General features: G+C 67.5%; 22 protein-coding genes and 2 pseudogenes. 18 read left to right on the forward strand and 6 right to left on the reverse strand.

Annotation, left to right across the window (positions count from 1 at the left end; all coding sequences use genetic code 11):
• Positions 1-45: 45 nt before the first annotated feature.
• Complete coding sequence (locus ACTTAG_RS16775; protein WP_444463337.1) at positions 46-915, forward strand: 50S ribosomal protein L11 methyltransferase; 870 nt, start codon at positions 46-48, stop codon at positions 913-915.
• Positions 916-1,018: 103 nt separating this feature from the next.
• Positions 1,019-1,366, forward strand: coding sequence for a hypothetical protein (locus tag ACTTAG_RS16780; RefSeq protein ID WP_444463338.1), 348 nt, complete (start codon positions 1,019-1,021; stop codon positions 1,364-1,366).
• Positions 1,367-1,417: 51 nt separating this feature from the next.
• Here the strand turns inward: ACTTAG_RS16780 and ACTTAG_RS16785 are convergent, their stop codons facing one another.
• Positions 1,418-1,606: a DUF1127 domain-containing protein gene (locus ACTTAG_RS16785; RefSeq protein WP_444463339.1), complete on the reverse strand. Its 189-nt coding sequence runs from the start codon at positions 1,604-1,606 to the stop codon at positions 1,418-1,420.
• A gap of 336 nt (positions 1,607-1,942) precedes the next feature.
• Here ACTTAG_RS16785 and ruvC point away from each other — a divergent pair, with 336 nt between their 5' ends.
• From ruvC to ACTTAG_RS16805, 4 genes are all read left to right on the forward strand, one after another.
• Positions 1,943-2,494, forward strand: coding sequence for a crossover junction endodeoxyribonuclease RuvC (ruvC, locus tag ACTTAG_RS16790; protein ID WP_444463340.1), 552 nt, complete (start codon positions 1,943-1,945; stop codon positions 2,492-2,494).
• Complete coding sequence (ruvA, locus tag ACTTAG_RS16795; protein WP_444463341.1) at positions 2,491-3,159, forward strand: Holliday junction branch migration protein RuvA; 669 nt, start codon at positions 2,491-2,493, stop codon at positions 3,157-3,159. The genes ruvC and ruvA overlap by 4 nt, the downstream gene beginning before the upstream one ends.
• 68 nt (positions 3,160-3,227) lie before the next feature.
• Complete coding sequence (gene ruvB / locus ACTTAG_RS16800; protein WP_444463342.1) at positions 3,228-4,274, forward strand: Holliday junction branch migration DNA helicase RuvB; 1,047 nt, start codon at positions 3,228-3,230, stop codon at positions 4,272-4,274.
• A gap of 35 nt (positions 4,275-4,309) precedes the next feature.
• On the forward strand, positions 4,310-4,720 hold the full coding sequence (locus ACTTAG_RS16805; RefSeq protein WP_444463343.1) for a group III truncated hemoglobin: 411 nt from the start codon (positions 4,310-4,312) through the stop codon (positions 4,718-4,720).
• A 56-nt stretch (positions 4,721-4,776) separates the two neighbouring features.
• Here ACTTAG_RS16805 and ACTTAG_RS16810 read toward each other — a convergent pair whose 3' ends face one another.
• Positions 4,777-5,781: a YcjF family protein gene (locus ACTTAG_RS16810; protein WP_444463344.1), complete on the reverse strand. Its 1,005-nt coding sequence runs from the start codon at positions 5,779-5,781 to the stop codon at positions 4,777-4,779.
• Positions 5,778-7,183 (reverse strand): annotated as a pseudogene (locus ACTTAG_RS16815) (YcjX family protein). The gene ACTTAG_RS16810 and the pseudogene ACTTAG_RS16815 overlap by 4 nt, the downstream one beginning before the upstream one ends.
• Positions 7,184-7,310: 127 nt before the next feature.
• On the opposite strand from ACTTAG_RS16815, the gene truA reads away from it, so the two are divergent.
• Entirely contained in the window at positions 7,311-8,078 is a 768-nt protein-coding gene (gene truA, locus ACTTAG_RS16820) for a tRNA pseudouridine(38-40) synthase TruA (protein WP_444463345.1), read from the forward strand.
• 1 nt (position 8,079) lies between these two features.
• Here truA and ACTTAG_RS16825 read toward each other — a convergent pair whose 3' ends face one another.
• From ACTTAG_RS16825 to ACTTAG_RS16835, 3 genes are all read right to left on the reverse strand, one after another.
• Positions 8,080-10,014 carry a polysaccharide biosynthesis protein gene (locus tag ACTTAG_RS16825; RefSeq protein WP_444463346.1) on the reverse strand — a complete coding sequence of 645 codons (1,935 nt, stop codon included), beginning with the start codon at positions 10,012-10,014 and terminating at the stop codon, positions 8,080-8,082.
• Positions 10,015-10,145: 131 nt separating this feature from the next.
• Positions 10,146-10,751 (reverse strand): sugar transferase, encoded by a 606-nt coding sequence (locus ACTTAG_RS16830; RefSeq protein WP_444463347.1) that lies wholly within the window; start codon positions 10,749-10,751, stop codon positions 10,146-10,148.
• Positions 10,748-11,632, reverse strand: a complete 885-nt coding sequence (locus tag ACTTAG_RS16835) for an NAD-dependent epimerase/dehydratase family protein (RefSeq protein ID WP_444463348.1) — start codon at positions 11,630-11,632, stop codon at positions 10,748-10,750. Before ACTTAG_RS16835 ends, ACTTAG_RS16830 begins: the two co-directional genes overlap by 4 nt.
• An 84-nt stretch (positions 11,633-11,716) precedes the next feature.
• Between ACTTAG_RS16835 and ACTTAG_RS16840 the strand changes: the two genes are divergently transcribed.
• The 11 genes and pseudogenes from ACTTAG_RS16840 to ACTTAG_RS16890 all read left to right on the forward strand — a co-directional run bounded on the left by ACTTAG_RS16840 (position 11,717) and on the right by ACTTAG_RS16890 (position 21,679).
• Positions 11,717-12,841: a polysaccharide biosynthesis/export family protein gene (locus ACTTAG_RS16840; RefSeq protein WP_444463349.1), complete on the forward strand. Its 1,125-nt coding sequence runs from the start codon at positions 11,717-11,719 to the stop codon at positions 12,839-12,841.
• An 81-nt stretch (positions 12,842-12,922) separates the two neighbouring features.
• On the forward strand, positions 12,923-13,789 hold the full coding sequence (locus tag ACTTAG_RS16845) for a branched-chain amino acid aminotransferase (RefSeq protein ID WP_444463350.1): 867 nt from the start codon (positions 12,923-12,925) through the stop codon (positions 13,787-13,789).
• Positions 13,790-13,845: 56 nt separating this feature from the next.
• Positions 13,846-14,301, forward strand: coding sequence for a universal stress protein (locus ACTTAG_RS16850; RefSeq protein ID WP_444463351.1), 456 nt, complete (start codon positions 13,846-13,848; stop codon positions 14,299-14,301).
• A 63-nt stretch (positions 14,302-14,364) separates the two neighbouring features.
• Positions 14,365-14,931, forward strand: coding sequence for a NifU family protein (locus tag ACTTAG_RS16855; RefSeq protein WP_444463352.1), 567 nt, complete (start codon positions 14,365-14,367; stop codon positions 14,929-14,931).
• Complete coding sequence (tsaB, locus tag ACTTAG_RS16860; protein WP_444463353.1) at positions 14,921-15,553, forward strand: tRNA (adenosine(37)-N6)-threonylcarbamoyltransferase complex dimerization subunit type 1 TsaB; 633 nt, start codon at positions 14,921-14,923, stop codon at positions 15,551-15,553. Before ACTTAG_RS16855 ends, tsaB begins: the two co-directional genes overlap by 11 nt.
• Positions 15,553-15,972: a ribosomal protein S18-alanine N-acetyltransferase gene (gene rimI / locus ACTTAG_RS16865; RefSeq protein WP_444463354.1), complete on the forward strand. Its 420-nt coding sequence runs from the start codon at positions 15,553-15,555 to the stop codon at positions 15,970-15,972. The genes tsaB and rimI overlap by 1 nt, the downstream gene beginning before the upstream one ends.
• A gap of 148 nt (positions 15,973-16,120) precedes the next feature.
• Entirely contained in the window at positions 16,121-17,224 is a 1,104-nt protein-coding gene (locus ACTTAG_RS16870; RefSeq protein WP_444463355.1) for a BMP family lipoprotein, read from the forward strand.
• 33 nt (positions 17,225-17,257) lie between these two features.
• Positions 17,258-18,818: pseudogene (locus tag ACTTAG_RS16875) on the forward strand (ABC transporter ATP-binding protein).
• Positions 18,818-19,921: an ABC transporter permease gene (locus ACTTAG_RS16880; protein ID WP_444463356.1), complete on the forward strand. Its 1,104-nt coding sequence runs from the start codon at positions 18,818-18,820 to the stop codon at positions 19,919-19,921. Before ACTTAG_RS16875 ends, ACTTAG_RS16880 begins: the two are co-directional and overlap by 1 nt.
• Complete coding sequence (locus tag ACTTAG_RS16885; protein WP_444465268.1) at positions 19,921-20,895, forward strand: ABC transporter permease; 975 nt, start codon at positions 19,921-19,923, stop codon at positions 20,893-20,895. The genes ACTTAG_RS16880 and ACTTAG_RS16885 overlap by 1 nt, the downstream gene beginning before the upstream one ends.
• Positions 20,879-21,679 (forward strand): purine-nucleoside phosphorylase, encoded by an 801-nt coding sequence (locus ACTTAG_RS16890; RefSeq protein ID WP_444463357.1) that lies wholly within the window; start codon positions 20,879-20,881, stop codon positions 21,677-21,679. Before ACTTAG_RS16885 ends, ACTTAG_RS16890 begins: the two co-directional genes overlap by 17 nt.
• Positions 21,680-21,738 lie beyond the last annotated feature (59 nt).

The following is a 21,738-nucleotide window of genomic DNA, read 5'->3' on the forward strand; positions in this document are numbered from 1 at the left end:
CCGCCCCTTTCGCGCCATTGGGGGCAAAACCAATGGAGCCCGCCCATGACCACCTTCACCGCCTTTGCCGTCCTGCCCGAGCGCGAGCTTGCCGACGATCTGGCCGAGCGGCTGGAAGATCTGGACCCCGGCCCCTATGGCGTCGGCGTCTTCGAGATCGAGGATGGCTCGGGCAATTTCGAGGTCGGCGCCTATTTTCTGGAGCGCCCGAATGACATCGTGCTCGATCTGCTCGCCGCGGCCTATGGCGCCAGCGGCTTCGTCATTTCGGAATTGCCGGAAACCGACTGGGTGGCGCATGTGAAACGCGAACTGGCCCCGGTCGTGGCCGGGCGGTTTTTCGTGCATGGCAGCCATGATGCCGACAAGGTGCCCGCAGGGTCGATCCCGCTTCTGATCGACGCCGCCATGGCCTTCGGCACCGGCCATCACGGCACGACGCTGGGCTGCCTGACCGCGCTGGACCGGCTGGCGGGCGAGGGCTTTCATCCGCGCAACACGGTCGACATCGGTTGCGGCACCGCCGTTCTGGCGATGGCGGCGGCGAAGCTCTGGCCCGAGACGGTGCTGGCCTCGGACATCGACCCGGTCGCGGTCGAGACCGCGGCGGCGAATGTCACCGGCAATGATCTGGCGGGACGGGTGATCTGCCTGCAGGCGGCGGGCTTCGCCCATCCCGATCTGCAATCCGCCGCGCCCTTCGAGCTGATCTTTGCCAATATCCTGAAAGGTCCGTTGATTTCGCTCGCCCCCGACATGGGCCGGTTTTGCGCCGAATCGGGTCTTGTCATCCTGTCCGGGATCCTGATCGAACAGGGCGACGAGGTGATCGAGGCCTATGTGGCACAGGATTTCCGTCTTGTTTCGCGCGACAATCACGGCGACTGGACGACATTGGTTCTGCAGCGGAACTGATCGCGGCAAAGCTGTCTCGCCGGATTGCCAAAACTGCGGCATAGTCGTTAATCAGTCGTTAGGCATCTTTGCCTTTCGGCCGGTTTTCCTTCCGGAGTGTGTCATGCGTAACTCGGTTCATGCCAGCTTTGAACGCCGCCTTGCGCGGATCGACCAGATTCACGCCGCCGGGGGCGCCTTCGAGGCCACCGGGGCCCTGGGCCGCGCCTATTTCGACAGCCATCGTCCGAAGGAACGACGGGCCTTTCCCTGGCGCGGCCTGGCGCTGGTCTTTCTGGGGATGCTGCTGTTCAAGGGCGCGATCCTGGCGCAGGTGGGCCCGGAGACCTATGCGCATCGGGTCGCGGTTCTGGCCGAGGGCAACACCGCCGAGCAGCTTGGCGCCTGGGTTCTGAAAGCCGATGCGCCGACCGAATTCATCGCAGCCCAGTTGCACAGCCTGCTTCACTGACACGCGCAGGGCCGCGCGGGCGACCGGCGGTCCTTGTCGCTTCTGGAGGGCTTAGCGGCCGATCCTGTCGATGTCGTACCGGGTCAGGCCGATGTCGTTCAGTTCCCGGTCGCTCAGCCGCGACAGCGCCCGCCGCGTCAGCCGGGCATCGTTCCACAGCGTCACCGCGTCGATCAGGCGGGCAAACATCCCGGCCCGGCCATGGCGGGCGGAAAGGGCAAGGGTGTCGAGGGCGGACATGACAGGGTTCCTTTTCAGACTGCTGTTTTGTTGGGCGCTTCTTTGTTGATTGGGCAGTTAATCAAGGCATCTTGTGAAAACAAGCGCACCCCGATCAGCCCCGCCATGCAGATATTGCATGGCTTTTCGGGGCCTTGGCAGCGCCGCGGCGGGCTTTGGCATTTTGCCAGCCGCCTCGTCATTGTGACTGACGCATTCGGCTGCCAAACGTCGCTTTCGCCGGTTTCGTCTGCTCTTCGCCGTTGGGCGCGGCTTGGCCCGCTCTGCTTTGCCCTTTCCGATGTTCTGCTTTTGTGCTAAATGCGGAAAAAATGCCACAGGCAAAAGGGCAGTCACATGCGGGTGATCGGGATCGACCCGGGGTTACGCAACCTCGGCTGGGGGGTGATCGAGGTCGATGGCCCGCGCTTGCGGCACATCGCGAATGGAATCATCCATTCCGAGGGCACGGATCTGGCTAAACGCCTTGTCGTGCTGCATGCGGGGCTGACGGCGGTGATCGCCACGCATCGCCCCGAGGCCGCGGCGGTGGAACAGACCTTCGTCAACAAGGATGCGGTGGCGACGCTGAAGCTGGGTCAGGCGCGGGGGATTGCGCTTCTGGTGCCCGCGCAGGCCGGGCTCGAAATCGGGGAATATGCGCCCAATGCGGTGAAAAAGGCCGTGGTGGGGGTGGGGCATGCCGACAAGGGGCAGGTGCAGCACATGGTGCGCCACCAGCTGCCGGGCGTCACCTTTGACGGGCCCGATGCGGCGGATGCGCTGGCGATTGCGATCTGTCACGCCCATCATCTGCAATCGGCGCGCCGCGCCTCGGCGGCGATGCTCGGCCGCGGCGCGCTGGACATCACCGCGGGGCAAGCCCGGATCCGGAGGACAGGCGCATGATCGGACGTATCGCCGGGGTGATCCTGCACCGCGCCATGGACCATGTGCTGATCGACGTGCGCGGCGTGGGCTATATCGTCCATGTCTCCTCCCGCACCGCCGCCAACCTGCCCCCGGTGGGCGAAGCCTGCGCGCTTTACACAGAGCTTCTGGTGCGCGAAGACCTGTTGCAACTCTTCGGCTTTCCGACGCTGATCGAAAAGGAATGGCACCGGCTGCTGACCTCGGTGCAGGGGATCGGCGCGAAAGCCGCGCTCGCCATCCTTGGCACGCTTGGCCCCGAGGGCGTCTCCCGCGCGCTGGCGCTCGGCGACTGGAACGCGATCAAGGCCGCCCCCGGGGTCGGGCCGAAACTGGCGCAGCGCGTGGTGATGGAACTCAAGGACAAGGCGCCCACGGTGATGGCGATGGGCGGCACGCTGACCGTCGACACCGCCCCCTCCGACGCGGTGATCGAGGCCGACCCGAAACCCGCCCAGCGCCCCGCCCCCGCGGCCACAAGGCAGGTGAACTTCACCGCCGAGGCGCTCTCGGCCCTGACCAACCTCGGCTATTCCCCCTCGGACGCCGCCACTGCCGTCGCCCGGGCCAGCGAAAACCCCGAGGCCACCGACACGGCAAAACTGATCCGCACCGCGCTGCGCCTCCTCGCGCCAAAGGACTAGCCTTTTCACCTTGGGACAAATATCCCGGGGTGCGGGGCAGAGCCCCGCTCCGACGCTGAAAGCCAAGCATGACCGAACCCGATCCGACCCTCCGCCCCGACCGCCTGCCCGAGGACGCCGACCGCGCCCTGCGCCCGCAGGTGCTGGAGGAGTTCATCGGTCAGGCCGAGGCGCGGGCGAACCTGCGCGTCTTCATCGAAAGCGCGAAGATGCGCGGTCAGGCGATGGATCACACGCTGTTTCACGGCCCGCCCGGGCTGGGGAAAACCACGCTTGCGCAGATCATGGCCCGCGAATTGGGCGTGAATTTCAAGATGACCTCCGGCCCGGTGCTGGCGCGGGCGGGCGATCTGGCGGCGATCCTGACCAACCTTGAAAACCGCGATGTCCTCTTCATCGACGAGATCCACCGGATGAACCCGGCGGTCGAGGAGGTGCTGTACCCCGCGATGGAGGATTTCGAGCTCGATCTGGTGATCGGCGAAGGCCCGGCGGCGCGCACCGTGCGGATCGAGCTGCAGCCCTTCACCCTTGTCGGCGCCACCACACGCCTTGGCCTGCTGACGACCCCCCTGCGCGACCGGTTCGGCATCCCGACCCGGCTGCAATTCTACACCGAGGACGAGCTGGACCTGATCGTCTCGCGCGGGGCGCGGCTTCTGGGCATTCCCGCCGATCCGGACGGCACGCGCGAGATCGCCAAACGCGCCCGCGGCACGCCGCGGATTGCCGGGCGGCTCTTGCGCCGCGTCGTCGATTTCGCGCTGGTCGAGGGCGACGGGCGGCTGACCCGGAAACTGGCCGACAATGCGCTGACGCGGCTTGGCGTCGATCATCTGGGGCTCGATGGCGCCGACCGGCGCTACATGATGCTGATGGCCGAACATTACGGCGGCGGGCCGGTGGGGGTGGAAACGCTCTCGGCCGCGCTTTCCGAAAGCCGCGATGCGCTGGAAGAGGTGATCGAACCTTACCTGTTGCAACAGGGGCTCATTCAACGCACCCCGCGCGGGCGGATACTGGGGCACCGGGCCTGGCGCCATCTGGGGCTTGAGGCGCCATTGCAGCCGGTGGCGCAAACTCCGGTCCAGACCGACCTTTTCGACGCGGGCTGACTGGACGCGCCGCGGTGGCGGTGTATCCTTGGCCCATGTCCACCGCCCTGCCCCCCCGTTTCCCCGTCACCGAAGCCCAGATCGAGGCCGTGGTGGCCGAGTTCTATGCCCGCGTCCGCGCCCATCCCGATCTGGCGCCGATCTTTGCCGCGCATGTGACCGACTGGGCGCATCACGAGGCGAAGATCGCCCGGTTCTGGAAGGGCTCGATCCTGCACATGCAGGGTTATGAGGGCAGCCCGATGATCTCGCACCGCCGCGCGGGCGATGTGGAGGGCGGGCATTTTCCGCTTTGGCTGGCGACCTTTGATGCCGTCTTGCACGACCTGCTCGACCCGGCGGCGGCGGCGGGCTGGTCGGCCTTGGCGCATCGGATCGGCAAGGGGCTGCGGATGGGGGTCGAGGATGTCGGGCGGCCCCCCGATGCGGTTCCCAATCTGCGCTGAAGCGCCCTGCCCCGACCGGGGAAAGGGCGTATTTGGACCAAGAAAAAGCAGAAAGCTCAGTCTTCGTCTTTCGATCTGGTGAAGACGCCTTTCAGCGCGCCGCCGGTCAGTTGCGTGACTTTCGGGCGGGGCAGCGCTGCGAAGGGCATGGGCCGACAGACCTCCATCGCGGCGATGCCGACGCGGGCGGTCAGCGCGCCGTTGATCACGCCCTCGCCGAAGCGGCGCGAGATTTTCGCGGCCAGATGACCGCCGGTCATCGTCTCGATCAGGTCATCGCCCGCCGAGACCGCGCCTGTCGCGATCACATGCGTCATCACCGTGCGGGCCAGTCGCAGCGCCCCAAGGCTGCCCGCGCGGCCGCCGTAAACCTCGGCCACGCCGCGGATCATCCGCAGGTTGGCGATCAGCGCCGTGGCCACATCGGCCAAGGCGAGGGGAACCAGCGCCGTCACCGTCGCCACGGTGCGCGTCGCCGCCTCGATCTCCAGCCGTGCGGCGGCATCAAGCGGCGCCATGAGTTCCGTTTCGGTCAGCCGCAGCAGGGTTTGGGTATCAAGCTGCTCGGGCGCGCGCTCGCGCAGGCGGGCGAGTGACCATTTCATCTCGGGCCGGGCGGAATAGAGCTTTGCCATCCGGTCGACCGCTTTGCGCGCGGCGCGCAGATCGTCGCGGTTCGCCGCCTCGATCACCTCCTGATGCAGCTTGTCGAGACGACCAAGCTTGGCGAAAGCCGTCAGCTCACGCAGACCGACCAGAACGCAGGCGATCAGGAACAGGATCAAAAGCCCAGTCGCCACCCAGCCCAGCACCGGATTGGCGGCGAACAGCCCGGTGACGAAAGTCCACAGCGCCACGGTGATCAGGAAGCCCACCAGCGCCCCGGTCGCCTGCCAGAAGAACCGCGTCAGCCGCGAGCGCGGCCGGGCGGCCAGTTTCGCCGCAATCTGCATGGCGCGGCCTTGCGGCGCTGCCTCGAAAGCGGGTTGGTCGATCACCGGCGGCGCCTCGGCGGGCGAGGCGGGCGGGGCGTCCAGTTCCAGAATGACAGGTCGTTTCACAGCTTGTCCCCGATCAGGAATTCGGCGGCGCGGTCGATGCGGATATGCGGCGGGCCCTCGCCCGGGCGCAAAACACCGGGCGCGGGGGGCGAAATTCATCAGGCCGAAATCGGCATCCAGCCAGTCCTCGGCGCCGTCGCGCGCGGGGGTGAGGAGTTCCGCCGGGTCAGCGGGCAATTCGCCCGGGTAAAGCGCGACCGAGCGGCCATCGGCGAGCCGCCCGCGCACCGCGGGCAGGTCTTCGCCGGAATGGGGGATGATGTCTTCGGTCGTCGTGCGCAAGCTGGCCAGAGACATCGCCGCGGTTTCCGCCCCGGCAAAACTGGCGCGGTCCTTTGGCTTCGCGCAGCAAAGCCTCGGTGATCGCGGTCAGTTTCGCATGCTGGATGTGGTGCAGATGATCGGCCTTGGTGGCGGCAAAAAGGATGCGCTCCACCCGCTTCGCGCCGAGCAACGTCAGCAGGAACCCGGGCACGCCGGGGCGGAAGGCCGAGAGGATCGCCGCCATAGACTGGCGCAGATCCTCCAAGGCGGCGGGCCCGGCGTGAATGGCGCCCAAGACATCGACCAGCACCACCTGCCGGTCGATCCGGGCGAAGTGATCGCGGAAGAAGGGCTTCACCACCTCGCGCTTGTAGGCGTCAAAGCGGCGTTCCATCTCGCGGCCCAAAGAGTCGCGCGGATAGGTGGCGGGCGGGATCGGCGCGAAGGTCAGGACGGGCGAGCCCGCCATTTCGCCCGGCAGCAGGAACCGCCCCGGCGAGCAATCGGAAAACCCCGCCTCGCGCGAGGCCACAAGATGCGCGGTGAAACTTTCCGCCAGCGCCTTCGCCGCGGTTTCCGAAAACCGGGCGTAAAGGTCGATCTCGTCCAGCGTTTGCAAGAAGGCATCGGAGCCCGGGCGGCCGGGCAGACGGTCCAGCACACCTGCCGACCATTCCTCGAAGGTCTTCTCGATCAGGCCAAGATCCAGCAGCCATTCGCCGGGATAGTCCACGATATCCAGATGCACCGTGCGCGGCTTATAAAGCGCGCCGAGCATCCCCGAAGGCTGCAGCCGGAAGCTGAGCCGCAGTTCCGATACCGCCCGCGTGCCCTCGGGCCAGCTGGGCGCGGGGCCGGTCATGCTGGCAAGATGGCTTTCATAATCGAACCGCGGCACGGTGTCGTCGGGCTGCGGCTTGAGATAAGCGGCGCGGATCCGCCCGGCCCCGGTCAGCGCGGGCATCCGGCCGCGGTCGAGCAGATTGGCCACCAGCGAGGTGATGAAAACGGTCTTGCCCGCCCGCGAAAGCCCGGTGACGCCCAGCCGGATCACCGGCTCGAACAGGGCTTCGGAAACCGAGGAGCCGAGCCCCTCGATGCTGCGGCCGATGTCCTCGGCAAGGTCGGTGATGCCCACTGCGCTGCCTTTCCCGGTCATTCTGGTTGCGCCGAAGATAGGCATTGCGGCAGCCGATTCACAGAGGGGAAAGCAGCGCACCCCCGGGGCCATTGCGCAAAGCCAAAAGCCGCGCTATCGCCGGGACATGCCCAGATTTGCCTTCAGGATCGAATATGACGGCGGCCCCTTTGCCGGGTGGCAAAGGCAGGCTGTGTTGCCCTCGGTGCAGGGCGCGGTGGAGGCGGCGCTGGCGCGGCTTGAACCCGGCGAGCACACGATTGCCGCCGCCGGGCGGACCGATGCCGGGGTACATGCGACGGCGCAGGTCGCCCATGCCGATCTGGCGAAAGACTGGGACCCGTTCCGGCTCTCCGAGGCGCTGAACCACCATCTGCGCCCGCATCCGGTGGCAATTGTCGCCTGCGCCCGGGTGTCCGACGATTTCCACGCAAGGTTTTCCGCGATCGAGCGGCGCTATCTGTTCCGGCTCGTCAGCCGCCGCGCCCCCGTGGTGCATGATCGCGGCAAGGTCTGGCAGGTGCAGAACGCGCTCGATGTGGCGGCGATGCGGGCGGGGGCCGCGCAGCTGATCGGGCTGCATGATTTCACCACCTTCCGCGCCGCGATGTGTCAGGCGAAATCGCCGGAGAAGACGCTCGACGAGATCACGATCGAAGAGATCCGCCTACCGAACGGGCGGGAAGTTCGCTTCCATCTGCGGGCGCGCAGCTTCCTGCACAATCAGGTGCGCTCGATCGTCGGCACGCTGGAGCGGGTGGGCGCAGGCGCCTGGGCGCCCGAGGATGTGGGCCATGCGCTGGCCGCGCGCGACCGGGCGGCTTGCGGGCCGGTCTGTCCGCCGCAGGGGCTTTACCTCTGCGGTGTCGGCTATCCGGAAGACCCGTTTTCCTGATTTATTCGGCGGGCAGGTCGGTCGCCTGCGCGTTGCGCTGCGCCTGCACGACCTGACATTGCAGCGCCGAAGCGGGCAGGCTTTGCGGCGCATATTCCGGCACCGCGCGGGCCACCACCGCGATCACCTCGGCATCCGAGCCGCGGTCGATCGCCTCGCGCAGATCGCGCAGCGCCGCCGCCGTGGCCAGTTCCGACAGGTGATCTTCCCGCACCGAGATGATCTTCGGATGCGCCGTGGTCTGCGCGCCCTTGCGCACCATCAGCTCCTCGTGCAGCTTTTCGCCTGGACGCAGCCCGGTGGTGACGATCTCGATATCGCCCTCGGGGTTGGCCGCATCGCGCACGGTGAAGCCCGCGGTCTCGATCAGCCGCCGCGCCAGATCGCCGATCTTGACCGGCTTGCCCATATCCAGCACGAAGACCTCGCCGCCCTCGGCAAAGGAGCCCGCCAGCAACACCAGCCGCGAGGCTTCCTGTATCGTCATGAAGAACCGCGTCACCCGTGCGTCGGTCAGCGTCACCGGGCCGCCACGGGCGATCTGTTCCTGAAACAGCGGCACGACCGAGCCCGAAGAGCCCAGCACATTGCCGAAGCGCACGATCGAAAACACCGTCTTGCCGGGCCGCGCCGCCAGATCCTGCACGATCAACTCGGCCAGCCGCTTCGACGCCCCCATCAGGTTGCCCGGCCGCACCGCCTTGTCCGAGGAGACCAGAACGAAGCGCCGCACCTGCGCCTCGCGCGCCGCCCGCGCCAGCACCGCGGTGCCCAGCACGTTGTTGGCCATGCCCGCCCGGGCGTTCAGCTCGACCAGCGGCACATGCTTGTAGGCCGCGGCATGCAGCACGATCTCGATGCGGTGCTGCTCCAGCACCTGCGCCACCTGCACCCGGTCGGCGACCGATCCCAGAACCGGCACGATTTCGACGCCGGTCGTTTCGGCCAGCACCCGCATCTCGGCCTCGGCATTGTAAAGCGCCAGTTCCGACAGTTCGTAAAGCACCAGCTTTTTCGGGCGGCAGCCCACGACCTGCCGGCACAATTCCAGCCCGATCGAGCCGCCCGCGCCGGAAATCAGCACATTGGCATCGCGATAGGCGTTGCGACCGGCGGTCAGCTCATGGCTGAGCGGATCGCGGCTCAACAGCGCCGCCGTGCCGATCGGGCGCAGCAGATCCAGCAGCTCCTTGCCGCCGTGGATCTGGGTGAAGGCGGGCAGGCTGTGCACCTGCAGCCCCAGCTTTTCCAGCCGCTGCGACAGGAAGGTCTGCTTGTCGGTCGAGACCGAGGGCATCGCCAGGATGACCCGGTTGACCTTGTATTGGTCGATCACCCGCGCCGCATGCACGCCGGAATGAATGGGCACGCCGTTCATCGTCATGCCTGCCAGCGTGGCATTGTCGTCCAGAAAGGCGCAGACGACGAAATCGTCGCTGTTGCGCAGCTCGCGCGCGAGCGCCATGCCGGTGCGGCCCGCGCCATAGATCGCCACCCGCGACAGCGTCCGCGAATTGCGGTAGATCGCGATCAGAAGCCGCGTCAGCGCCAGCCGGGTAAAGAAGAAAACGGTGAAATAGAGCAGCCCGAAGACCACATGCAGCCCCGGCGACTGATCGACCGCCGCCAGCGTGGATTGCACCGCCGAGCCCATCGTCAGCACCGCGGCCAGCAGCGCCGAGCGCATCACCGCCTCGCCCTGATAGTCGCGCAGCTTGATCCGGGTCAGGCCCATCAGGCTGCTCAGCGCCCCGGCCACGACCACCAGCAGCGGCAGTTCCAGCGCATGCGACCGGATCAGCGGCAACAGGGCACTGCCCTCGTTGAGCAAGGCCAGCGCCAGGCAGAAACTCAGCGGAACAAGCAGCATGTCGACCGCGACCAGGATCGAGGACTTCTGCCTGCGGCTGAGCGAAATGATCGACTTCAAGAGCACGCGCTGCCCCGCTCCGACACTTGTGATGCGGCTGCAGAATACCCGGCGCCCGGGCGCGGTCAACGGCATGCTGCTTAAAACCGCGCCGATCGCGGCGAAGCATTGCAAAAAGGCCGCGCCATCGGCGGCAATCAGCTTACCATCCGTGCAATGGTGCGCCCGATCAGCCGCAGATCGAAACAGACCGAGGCCTGGCGCGCATAGATCAGGTCCAGACGCGCCTTGGCCGGGATGCAGCGGCGGCAATAGATCCGGTCGGTTTCCTCGGCGCTGCGCGAACGCGCCAGCAGCCATTCCTCGTGCCGGTGGTAATGGATCGAGGCCAGCCCGGTCACGCCGGGACGGGATTTCAGCACCTCGGCATAGATGTCGGGGAACCGCTCGACATAGGCGCGCAGTGGCGGGCGCGGCCCGACGAAACTGATGTCGCCGCGCAGGATGTTCCAAAGCTGCGGCAGCTCATCCAGCCGGAAGCGGCGCAGCACCCGGCCGACCGGGGTGATCCGCCCGGCCTTGTCGGCGCCCGAAACCCCGGAATCGGCGGCCACCACGGTCATGGTGCGGAATTTCCACAGCCGGAACGCCTCGGTCGGGCTGCGCATCCGCTCGGCCGCGTAAAAGAATGGGCGCCCCTGGGTCAGCGCCAGCGCCACCAGCACGACAAGCGCGATCCCCCCGACCACGGGCAGGATCAAAAGCGCAAAGCCGATATCGAACAGCCGCTTCGTCACCGTCATGACGTCCCTTCCTCGAACCGCAGATCGGCCAGCAGGCCCGCCGCCGTCACCGGCAGATCGGGCACGAGCCCCAGCGCCAGCGCCCGGTCCACCGCCAGCTCCACCGTTTTGATCGCCTCGGGCGGCGCGGGCTCGGCCCGCCAGCTTTCCCCCGCCGCGCGCAAGAGCGCGTCCATGCCGACGACCCCGGGCAGCGCCAGATTGATCACCCCGGGCAGCGCCGCCCCGGCCGTGGCCAGCCGGACCAGCCGCGCCAGCGCCCGCGCCAGCGCCTGCGGCCCGATGTAGCTGCGCCGCGGCGCGCGGCCATCGGCAAAGACATGCAGCCCCCGTCCGCCGGGCGGGGCGGGTTGGCCCAAAAGCGCATCCGCCCCCGCGACATTGCCGATGCGCAGCACCACCGCCCCGGGCCGCCCGGCCGCCACCGCCTCCATCTGCGCCTTGGCCCGGCCATAGTCCGACACCGGGGCGGGCGGGTCCTCCTCGTGGCAGGGCCGCCCGGCAGGCCGACCATAGACCGCCGCCGAGGAGGCCAGCAAAACCGGCCGCCCCCCGGCCCGGTCCAGCACCGCATCGGCCAGCGCGGCATGGGCCGCCAGCGCCTCCGCGCTGCCGCGGGTCGGCCCGGCCAGCATCAGCACCGCATCGGCCCCCGCCACCGCCGCGGCAAGCGCCGCGGGCGCGGCCAGCGGATCGAAGACCACCGAGGGCCCGCCGAAGGCCGCGAAATCCCCGGGCCTGCGCGCCTGCCACACCGCTTGCGGCGCCGCCGCGCCCGGCAGGCTCCAGACCCGGCGCAAGAGCCCGCCCAGCCGCCCGGAGCCGCCCAGAACAAGCAGCCGCGGAATCTCCGGCTTGAGGTTTGTCGTGAATGACCGCATAGACTTGGGCGCCGCTCGTCGGGTGACTCGTTGATGCAACGAGGCTTAGCACCCGGGGCGACGCGCTGGAACGGGGGAACTTGCATGGCTTCGAAACCGGGACTCGTTGTCGCCGTGCTGCTGGTGGCGGTGTTTTCGGGCTGCACCCTGCCGCGCGGCGCCGCGATGCAAAGCGAAATCCTGCACAACGATTCCGACAAGACCCCCAGCTTCGCGCATTACCCCGTTGATTCGACCCTTCTTTCCAAGCTTCCCGACTGGCCCGCGGGCAAGGGCGGCAGCGCGAAACGGTCCTGGATCAAGGGCGGCAGCGGCGGCGCGGGTCAGGTGCTGGCGGCGGGCGATACCGTCACGCTGGCGATCTGGGAAGGCGGGCAGAACAAGCTTCTGACCAGCGAGGGCGCCCCCACCACGCAGATCGCCCCCACCACCGTCTCGAACAGCGGCCAGATCTTCGTTCCCTATGTCGGCGCGGTGAAGGTCTCGGGCCTCAGCGTCGAGGCGGCGCGCGAAAAGGTGCAGCAATCTGTCACGGCGATGATCCCCGAAGCGCAGGTGCAGCTGTCGGCCGAACCGGGCAAGGGCAATGCGGTGGCGCTGATCGGCGGCGTCGCCAAACCGGGCACGATCCCGCTGATCGACCGCTCGCTGACCGTGCTGGGCGCGATTTCGGAAGCGGGCGGCGTGCAACCCACGATCGAGAACCCGCAACTGCGGCTGTACCGCGGCGGCAAGGTTTATGAGACCTCGTTGCAGCGGGTGCTGGACACGCCCGCCTTCGATGCCGGGCTGCGGCCGGGCGACAAGCTGATGGTGCTGAAGGATGATCGCAACTTCCTGGCGCTGGGCGCCCCGGGGGTGGAAAAGATCATCGCCTTCCCGAAAGATCACGTCAACGCGCTGGAGGCGGTGACGCTGGCGGGCGGCATCAACGACAGCCGCGCCAATCCCAAGGGCGTGCTGATCTTGCGCGAATATCCCGCCAGTGCCGTGCGCAGCGAGGCCGCGCAGGGGCCGCAGAATGCCCGGGTGGTGTTCTCGATGGACCTGACCACCTCCGAGGGGCTGTTCTCGGCGCAGAATTTCGAGGTGCAGGCGAACGATCTCGTGCTGGCCACCGAAAGCCCGCTGGTCAACACCCGGACGATCCTGGGTCTCTTCGGCTCGACGCTGGGTCTGGCGCGGACGGCGGACACGATCACGAACTGATCCGCTGTCCCCGATACAATCCCGTCTCTGGACCTTTGGGCGCGGCTGTGGCTAGGGTCGCGCCCGACAAAGGAGACCGTCATGGCATTCGGAACGAATATCCGCACCTGGTTCGAGGGACGCTGGCACGAGGGCGACGTGGCCGTCATGCGCGCGGCCGATCACGGCATCTGGCAGGGCTCGTCGGTTTTTGACGGCGCGCGGCTGTTCGACGGGCTTGTGCCGGATCTTGACCTGCATTGCGCGCGGGTGAACCGGTCTGCCGCGGCGCTGATGATCACGCCGACGATCGACCCGGCCGAGATGGTCGAGATCGCCCGCGAGGGCCTGCGCAAATACGCCAAGGGCGCGGCGGTCTATATCCGGCCGATGTATTGGGCGCTCGACGGCTCCGATCTGGGCGTGGCCCCGCAAGAGGGCGCGACGGGCTTTGCGCTCTGCCTGGAAGAGGTGCCGATGCCACCCGCCGACAAGACGGTGACCCTGACGACGACGCAATTCCGCCGCCCGGTGCTGGCCGATAACGTCTGCAACGCCAAGGCGGGCTGTCTTTATCCGAACAACGCCCGGATGCTGGTCGAGGCCAAGCGCAAGGGCTTCGGCAATGCGCTGGTGCAGGACGCCATGGGCAATGTCGCGGAATCGGCGACGGCCAACGTCTTCATCGTGAAAGATGGCGTCGTGCTGACGCCCATCGCAAATGGCACCTTCCTTGCGGGCATCACCCGCGCCCGGCACATGGCGAACCTGCGCGCCGCGGGGGTCGAGGTGCGCGAAGCCGTGCTGACGCTTGATGACGTGCGGGCGGCGGATGAGGTGTTCCTGTCGGGCAACTTCGGCAAGGTGACGCCGGTGACGGGGTTCGATGACGTGACCTATGCCCACGGCCCGATGACGAAACGCATCCGCGAGATCTACATGGACTGGGCGCTTTCCGCGCCGCTTTGAGCCAGTTGCCAAACGGCCCGGTTCCGGTCCATGATGCCCGCAATCCGGAGGACAGGATGCGCAAGTTTCTCGTGGTGCTGGACCAGACCCGCGAATGTCTGAACGCGATGCGCTATGCCGCGATGCGGGCGGCGCATACGGGCGGGGGCGTCACCATCCTGTCGGTGATCCCGCCCGACGATTACCAGCACTGGATCGGCGTCGCGGAAATCATGCGCGCCGAGGCCCGCGAGACCATCACCGCGCATTTCGAGGTCTTCGCGAAATGGATGCGCGACAAGCAGGGGGTCAACCCCGAACTGGTGATCCGCGAGGGCGATCCGGTGACGGAAATCATGGCGCTGGTGCGCGAAGACCCGGAAATCGGTGTGCTGGTGCTGGGCGCGGGCACGGAAAAATCCGGCCCCGGCCCGCTGGTGACGCAGCTGTCGCGGTCGTCGGGCAGCCTGCCCATTCCGCTCACCATCGTTCCGGGCGACATGTCCAAGGAGCGGCTGGAGTCGATCACTTGATCCGCCAATCTTGACGGTTTCGGTCGGCGCGCGCATATAAGCCGCAAGCCAAGGAGGCCTCCGATGTTCATCCAGACCGAGACGACCCCGAATCCCGCCACGCTGAAATTCCTGCCGGGCCTTGACGTGATGCCCGAGGGCGTGGCCGATTTCACCAGTTCGGAGGCCGCGCAGGTCTCGCCGCTGGCGGGGCGGATCTTCCGCGTTGCGGGCGTCAAGGCGGTGTTTCTGGGCACCGATTTCGTCACCGTGACGAAGGACGAGGACACCGAATGGGCCCATGCCCGCCCCGCGATCATGGGCGCGATCATGGAGCATTACCAGTCCGGCCAGCCGGTGCTGATCGGCGCCGCGGCGGGCGGCCATACCGAGGGCAGCGCCGACACCGGCGAAGACGGGGCGATCATCGCGCAGATCAAGGAATTGCTGGATACCCGTGTGCGGCCCGCAGTGGCCCGCGACGGCGGCGACATCACCTTCCACGGCTTTGAAAAGGGTGTCGTCTATCTGCACATGCAGGGCGCCTGCGCCGGTTGCCCCTCCTCCACCTACACGCTGAAGATGGGGATCGAGAACCTGCTGCGCCACTACATCCCGGAAGTGAGCGAGGTCCGCGCCGTTGCGCAGTGAGCCGCTGGTTCTGGGCTTTGACACCTCGGCCGCGCATTGCGCGGCCGCTTTGGTTCGGGGTGACACCGTTCTGGCCGCCCGCACCGAAGACATGGCCAAGGGGCAGGCCGAACGGCTGATGCCGCTCTTGGAACAGGTTCTGGCGGAAGCGGGCCTTGGCTGGCACGATATGGACGCGCTGGGCGTCGGCACGGGCCCCGGCAATTTCACCGGCGTGCGGATTTCGGTGGCCGCCGCCCGCGGTCTGGCGCTGGGGCTGGGCATTCCGGCGGTGGGCGTTTCCGTGTTCGAGGCGCTGGCCCAGGACGCCCCCCGCCCGGTCGCGGTGGCGCTGGATGCCCGGCGCGACGAGGCCTATGCGCAGCTTTTCACCCCGACAGGGGCCGAGGCCCCGACCCTGACCCGCGCCGCCGATCTGGCCGAGAAGCTGGCCGGGGTCCCGGTGATCGGCCTCGCCCTGCCGCACTCGGCCCCGCTTGACCCCCGTCATCCGCTGGCCGAGGCGGTGGCGCTGGTGGCAGCCTCGAAATGCGGCACGCCGCAGCCCCGCCCCGCGCCGCTTTACCTGCGCGGCGCCGATGCCGCGCCGCCCTCGGACCCGCCGCCGGTGATTCTCGACTGATGGCCCCCGACGCCCTTGCCGCCCTGCACGCGCGCTGCTTCACCACGCCCCGGCCGTGGTCCGCCGCGGAATTTGCCGATTTTCTGGGCGCGCCGATGTGTTTTCTGCTGACCGAACCGGCCGGTTTCCTGCTGGGCCGGGTGATCGCCGACGAGGCCGAACTGCTGACCGTCGCCGTCGATCCGGCGGCGCGACGGCAGGGCATGGGCGCAAGGCTTCTGGCGGGCTTTGCCGCCACCGCCAAGGCCCGCGGCGCCGCCACCGCCTTCCTTGAAGTCGCCGCCTCCAACACCGCGGCGCAGGCGCTTTACCGGCAGGCGGGCTGGGTCGTGGCCGGGCGGCGCAAGGCCTATTACCACGCCCCCGACGGCACCGCCGAAGATGCGCTGGTGATGACCCGCGACCTGTCGCACGGCTGAGACCCCCGCGCCCCGCTGCCCGCAAGTCCCCCTTGACCCCCTGCGCCGGTTCTGGCCCTATCGGCCTCGGGTTGCCCATCCTCGCCGGGCGGACCGAAACGGACAGAGGCCGCCAGAACCGGCGGCCATAGTCGACAGGAGAGATGTCATGAAGAACGTTTTGCTGGGAACCGTCGCCTTCCTTGCGGTGGCTGCGGTCGGTGGGTATGTCCTCGTCCTGAAGCCCGGAGCGTCTTCCGCCCCGCAACCGACCCCCGCCGCCGCACCCGCGGCGCCTGCCGCCCCGGCGGCCCCGGCTGCCGAACCCACCACCGAACCCACCGCTGCGGCCGGTCCGGCGCTGATCTTCGATCTGGGCGGCAAATTCGACAAATCCTTCAACGAAGCCGCCTTCAACGGCGCGCAGAAATGGGCGGCCGAGACCGGCGCGACCTTCAAGGAACTGGAAATGCAATCGGAAGCCCAGCGCGAACAGGCGCTGCGCCGCTTTGCCGAAGCAGGCGCGAACCCGATCGCGATGACCGGCTTTGCCTTTGGGGACGTGCTGAACACCGTCGCCCCGGACTATCCGAACACCAAATTCGTCATCGTCGATGCGGTCGTCGATCAGCCGAACGTGCGCTCGGTCGTGTTTCAGGAAGAACAGGGCTCCTATCTGGTCGGCATGATGGCGGCGATGGCCTCGAAGACCGGCACCGTGGGCTTTGTCGGCGGCATGGACATTCCCTTGATCCGCAAGTTCGAATGCGGCTATGCGCAGGGCGCGAAAGCGGCGAAACCCGAGATCAAGGTCGTCTACAACATGACCGGCACCACCCCGGCCGCCTGGAACGACCCGGTGAAGGGCTCGGAACTGACCAAGGCGCAGATCGCGCAGGGCGCCGACGTCGTCTTTGCCGCCGCGGGCTCCACCGGGCTGGGCATCCTGCAGACCGCCGCGGATGAGAACATCCTGGGCATCGGCGTCGACAGCAACCAGAACTACCTGCATCCGGGCAAGATCCTGACCTCGATGATCAAGCGCGTCGATGTCACGATCTACGACGCCTTCAAGGAAGGCGCGGCGATGCAGACCGGCACCGTCGTCGCCGGGCTGAAGGACGAGGGCATCGGCTATGCGCTGGATGAACACAACGCCAAGCTGGTCACGCCCGAAATGAAGGCCGCGGTCGATGCCGCCGCTGAAAAGATCAAATCGGGCGAGATCAAGGTGCACGACTACATGACGGACAACACCTGCCCGGTGAACTGATGGCATCGGCAACCGACACGGGGCGGCAGGCAACTGCCGCCCCCCGCCGCAAGACCGCCTGCGATCGAGCTGCGGGGGGATTTCGAAATCCTTCGGCGCGGTGCAGGCGAACAAGGATATTTCGATCCGCGTGCGGCCGGGCACGATCCACGGCATCGTCGGTGAGAACGGCGCGGGCAAATCGACGCTGATGTCGATCCTCTATGGCTTTTACCGCGCCGATGCGGGCGACATCCTGATCCATGGCCGCCCCACCGCCATTCCCGACAGTCAGGCCGCGATCCGCGCGGGCATCGGAATGGTGTTCCAGCATTTCAAGCTGGTGCCGAATTTCTCGGTTCTGGAAAACGTGATCCTTGGTGCCGAAGAGGGCGCGCTGTTGCGCCCCTCGCTGGCCAAGGCGCGGAAAACGCTGGCCGATCTGGCGCGCGACTACGAGCTTGACGTTGACCCCGACGCCCTGATCGAGGAACTTTCGGTCGGCCATCAACAGCGTGTCGAGATCCTCAAGGCGCTTTACCGCCACGCCGACATTCTCATTCTGGACGAGCCGACCGGGGTTCTGACCCCGGACGAGGCCGACCATCTGTTTCGCATCCTGCGCGGGCTGAAGGCGCAGGGCAAGACGATCCTGCTGATCACCCACAAGCTGCGCGAGATCATGGAAATCACCGATGAAGTCTCGGTGATGCGCCGCGGCGAGATGGTGGCGACGGTCACGACCGCTGACACCAGCCCCGAACAGCTGGCGGAACTGATGGTGGGCCGCAAGGTGCTTTTGCATGTGCCCAAGGGCCCGGCCAACCCGGGGCGCGAGGTGCTGCGCATCAAAGATCTGCGCGTCACCGATGCGCTGGGGGTCGAGCGGCTCAAGGGCATCAGCCTGTCGATCCGGGCGGGCGAAATCCTGGGCATCGCGGGCGTCGCGGGCAATGGCCAGTCAGAGCTTCTGCAGGTGCTGGGCGGTTTCGCCAAGGGCACGGTCAGCGGCACGATCACGGTGGAGGGCGCGCAGATCCCCGCCGCGGGCCGCGGTGCCACCGGCCGGACACGGCGGCAGATCGGCATTTCCCATGTGCCCGAAGATCGCCACCATCTGGGCCTGATCCTGGATTTCGCGGCTTGGGAAAACATCGCCTTTGGCTACCATTCCGCGCCCGACTATCAGGCGAATGCCCTTTTCATGGACAATGACGCCATCCTGCGCGACACCCTGGGCAAGATGGAGCGCTTCGACGTGCGTCCGCCCGACCCCCAGCTGCCCGCGAAAAGCTTTTCCGGCGGCAATCAGCAAAAGATCGTTCTGGCGCGGGAAATCGAGCGCAATCCGGTGCTGCTGCTCGTCGGGCAGCCGACGCGCGGGGTCGATATCGGCGCCATCGAATTCATCCACCGCCGCATCGTCGCGCTGCGCGACGCGGGGGCGGCGGTGCTGCTGGTCTCGGTCGAGCTCGATGAAATCCTGTCGCTCTCGGACCGCATCGCGGTGATGTTCGACGGCCAGATCATGGGCGAGCGCCTGCCCGCCCAGACGAACGAACGCGACCTTGGCCTTTTGATGGCCGGGGTCGCCACGACCGCGGGGGCCGCGTGATGGAGAAACTTCCGGCTTGGGCCGATCTGGTGCTGGTGCCGCTGATCTCGCTGGCGCTGGCCGCGCTGATCTCGGCGCTGGTGGTGCTGGCCATCGGCGGCAACCCGATCGAGGCGGTCACGGTGATGGCAAAGGGGGCGCTGGGCTCGGCCTATGGCTGGGGCTACACGCTTTACTATGCCACCTCGTTCATCTTCACCGGGCTGGCGGTCACGGTTGCCTATCACGCCGGTCAGTTCAACATCGGCGGCGAGGGTCAGGCGCAGCTGGGCGGGCTGGGCGTGGCACTGGTCTGTCTGGCGCTGCCCTGGCCGCATTGGTCGGTGGCGCTGATCGCGGCGAGCCTTGGCGCGGCGGCCTTCGGCGCAGCCTGGGCGGCGATCCCGGCCTGGCTGCAGGCGAAACGCGGCAGCCATATCGTCATCACCACGATCATGTTCAACTATATCGCCGCGGCGCTGATCGTCTATCTGCTGGTCGAGGTGCTGCGCCCCGTGGGCCAGATGGACCCGGCCACCGCCCGCTTCCCCGAGGCGACAAGCCTGCCCAGTTTCGGCGAAATTCCGGGGCTGAGCCTGATCTTCTCGAAACAGGTGCCGGCGAATGTCAGCTTCTTTCTGGCCATTGCCGCCTGTGTGGCGGTCTGGGCGCTCCTGTGGCGCACGAAGCTTGGCTATGAGATCCGCGCCTTCGGCAAATCGGAAAGTGCCGCCGTCTATGCGGGGATTTCGGCCACCCGGGTGATCGTGCTCTCGATGCTGATTTCGGGCGGGCTGGCCGGGCTGATGGCGGTCAACAACGTCATGGGCGAGGCCGAGCGGCTGATGCAGAACGCATCCGAAGGGGCGGGGTTCATCGGCATCGCGGTGGCGCTGATGGGGCGCAACCATCCGCTGGGCGTCTTTCTGGCGGCGCTGCTCTTTGGCTTCCTCTATCAGGGCGGCGCCGAGATGGGGCTTTGGACCAATATCCCGATCGAGTTGCGCACGCTGCTGCAGGGGCTGGTGATCCTCTTCACCGGCGCGCTCGACACGATGGTGCGGATGATGCTGGCGCCCGCCTTCCGCATGGCCGCGGCGAAGCGCATCGGGGGGGCGGCGTGATGGATTACATGACGCTGATCGAGATCCTCGGCTCGACGCTGCGGCTGGGCACGCCGCTTCTTCTGGCCTGTCTGGCCGGGCTTTATTCCGAACGCGCGGGCATTTTCGACATCGGGCTGGAAGGCAAGATGCTGATGGCCGCGATGGCCTCGGGCGCGGTGGCGGCGCTGACCGGCTCGGCCTGGATCGGGCTCGGCGCGGGCATCTTCGCGTCGCTTCTGTTCGCGGCGATCCACGGGCTGGCTTCGATCACCTTCCGCGGCAACCAGCTGATTTCCGGGGTGGCGCTGAACTTCGTCGCCTCGGGCGCGACGATCCTGATCGCGCAGACGCTGTTCGGACAGGGCGGCCGCACGCCACCACTGACCAGCGACGCCCGGTTTCAGCCGATCACCCTGCCCTTTGCCGAGACGCTCTCGGGGGTGCCCTTCCTTGGCCCCTTCTATGCCAAGGTGATCTCGGGGCAATCGCTGCTCGTCTATCTGGCGCTGGCCGCCGTGCCGCTGACCTGGTGGCTGCTTTACCGCACCCGCTTCGGGCTGCGGCTGCGCGCGGTGGGGGAAAACCCGGAATCCGTCGATACCGCGGGCGTTTCGGTGGTGCGGCTGCGCTACACCGCCGTCGCGCTGACCGGCGTTCTGTGCGGCATCGCCGGGGCCTATATGGCGACATCCCTGCAGGCGGGCTTCGGCCGCGAGATGACCGCGGGGCGCGGCTATATCGCGCTCGCTGCGCTGATCTTTGCGAAATGGCGGCCCTGGCAGGCGCTTTGGGCGACGATGCTGTTCGGCTTCCTGCAGGCGCTGGCGCTGCGCCCCGACGTGATTGCGGCGATGTCGCCGGGCAGCCTGACCATCCCGGTCTCGTTCCTCGACGCGCTGCCCTATATTCTGACCGTGATCGTTCTGGCGGGCTTCATCGGCCGCGCCATCCCCCCCCGTGCCGGAGGCCAACCCTATGTCAAAGAGCGCTGAGCTTGCCGATCTGATCCGCTCCCGCGCCGGGGCGGAGCCGCCCGCGATCGGGCTGATCCTCGGCTCGGGGCTGGGCCATCTTGCCGAGGAGGTCGAGGGGATCTTCATCGACTATGCCGATCTGCCCGGCTTTCCCCAGGCGGGCGTGTCCGGGCACAATCCGAAGCTGGTGATCGGCCAGCTGGAGGGCGTGCGCGTCGCGGTCTTTGGCGGGCGGGTGCATTATTACGAACACGGCACCCCGGCCGAGATGCGGCTGCCGCTGGAAATCCTGCGCGATCTGGGCTGCGCGGACTTGCTGCTCACCAATGCCGCCGGGTCCCTGCGCGACGATATCGGCCCGGGCGATCTGATGGCGCTTTCCGATCACATCAATTTCGCCGGGGTGAACCCGCTGATCGGCGAACCCACCGACGCCCGCTTCGTGCCGATGACCGAGGCTTACGATCCGCAGCTGCGCGCCGCCCTGCAAGCCGCCGCCACGGCCGAGGGGATCGCCCTGCCCGAAGGCGTCTATTGCTGGTTCTCCGGCCCCTCGTTCGAAACCCCCGCCGAAATCCGCGCGGCCCGGGTGTTTGGCGCCGATGCGGTGGGCATGTCCACCGTGCCCGAGGTGATCCTGGCCCGCTTCCTCGGCCTGCGCGTCGCCGCCGTCTCGGTCGTCACCAACATGGGCGCGGGGCTTTCCGCCGAGGCGATCAGCCACGACCACACCAAGGCGATGGCCCCTCTGGGTGCTGCGAAATTCGAACGGATTCTCAGGCGCTTCCTGCGGTCTCGGTAACGTTACGGAAAGCCCCCCTTGCTACGCTATGACGCACGGGGCATGGTGGGGTAACCAAG

It is taken from the genome of Rhodobacter capsulatus, from assembly GCF_052363185.1.
GTDB lineage: Bacteria > Pseudomonadota > Alphaproteobacteria > Rhodobacterales > Rhodobacteraceae > Rhodobacter > Rhodobacter capsulatus_E.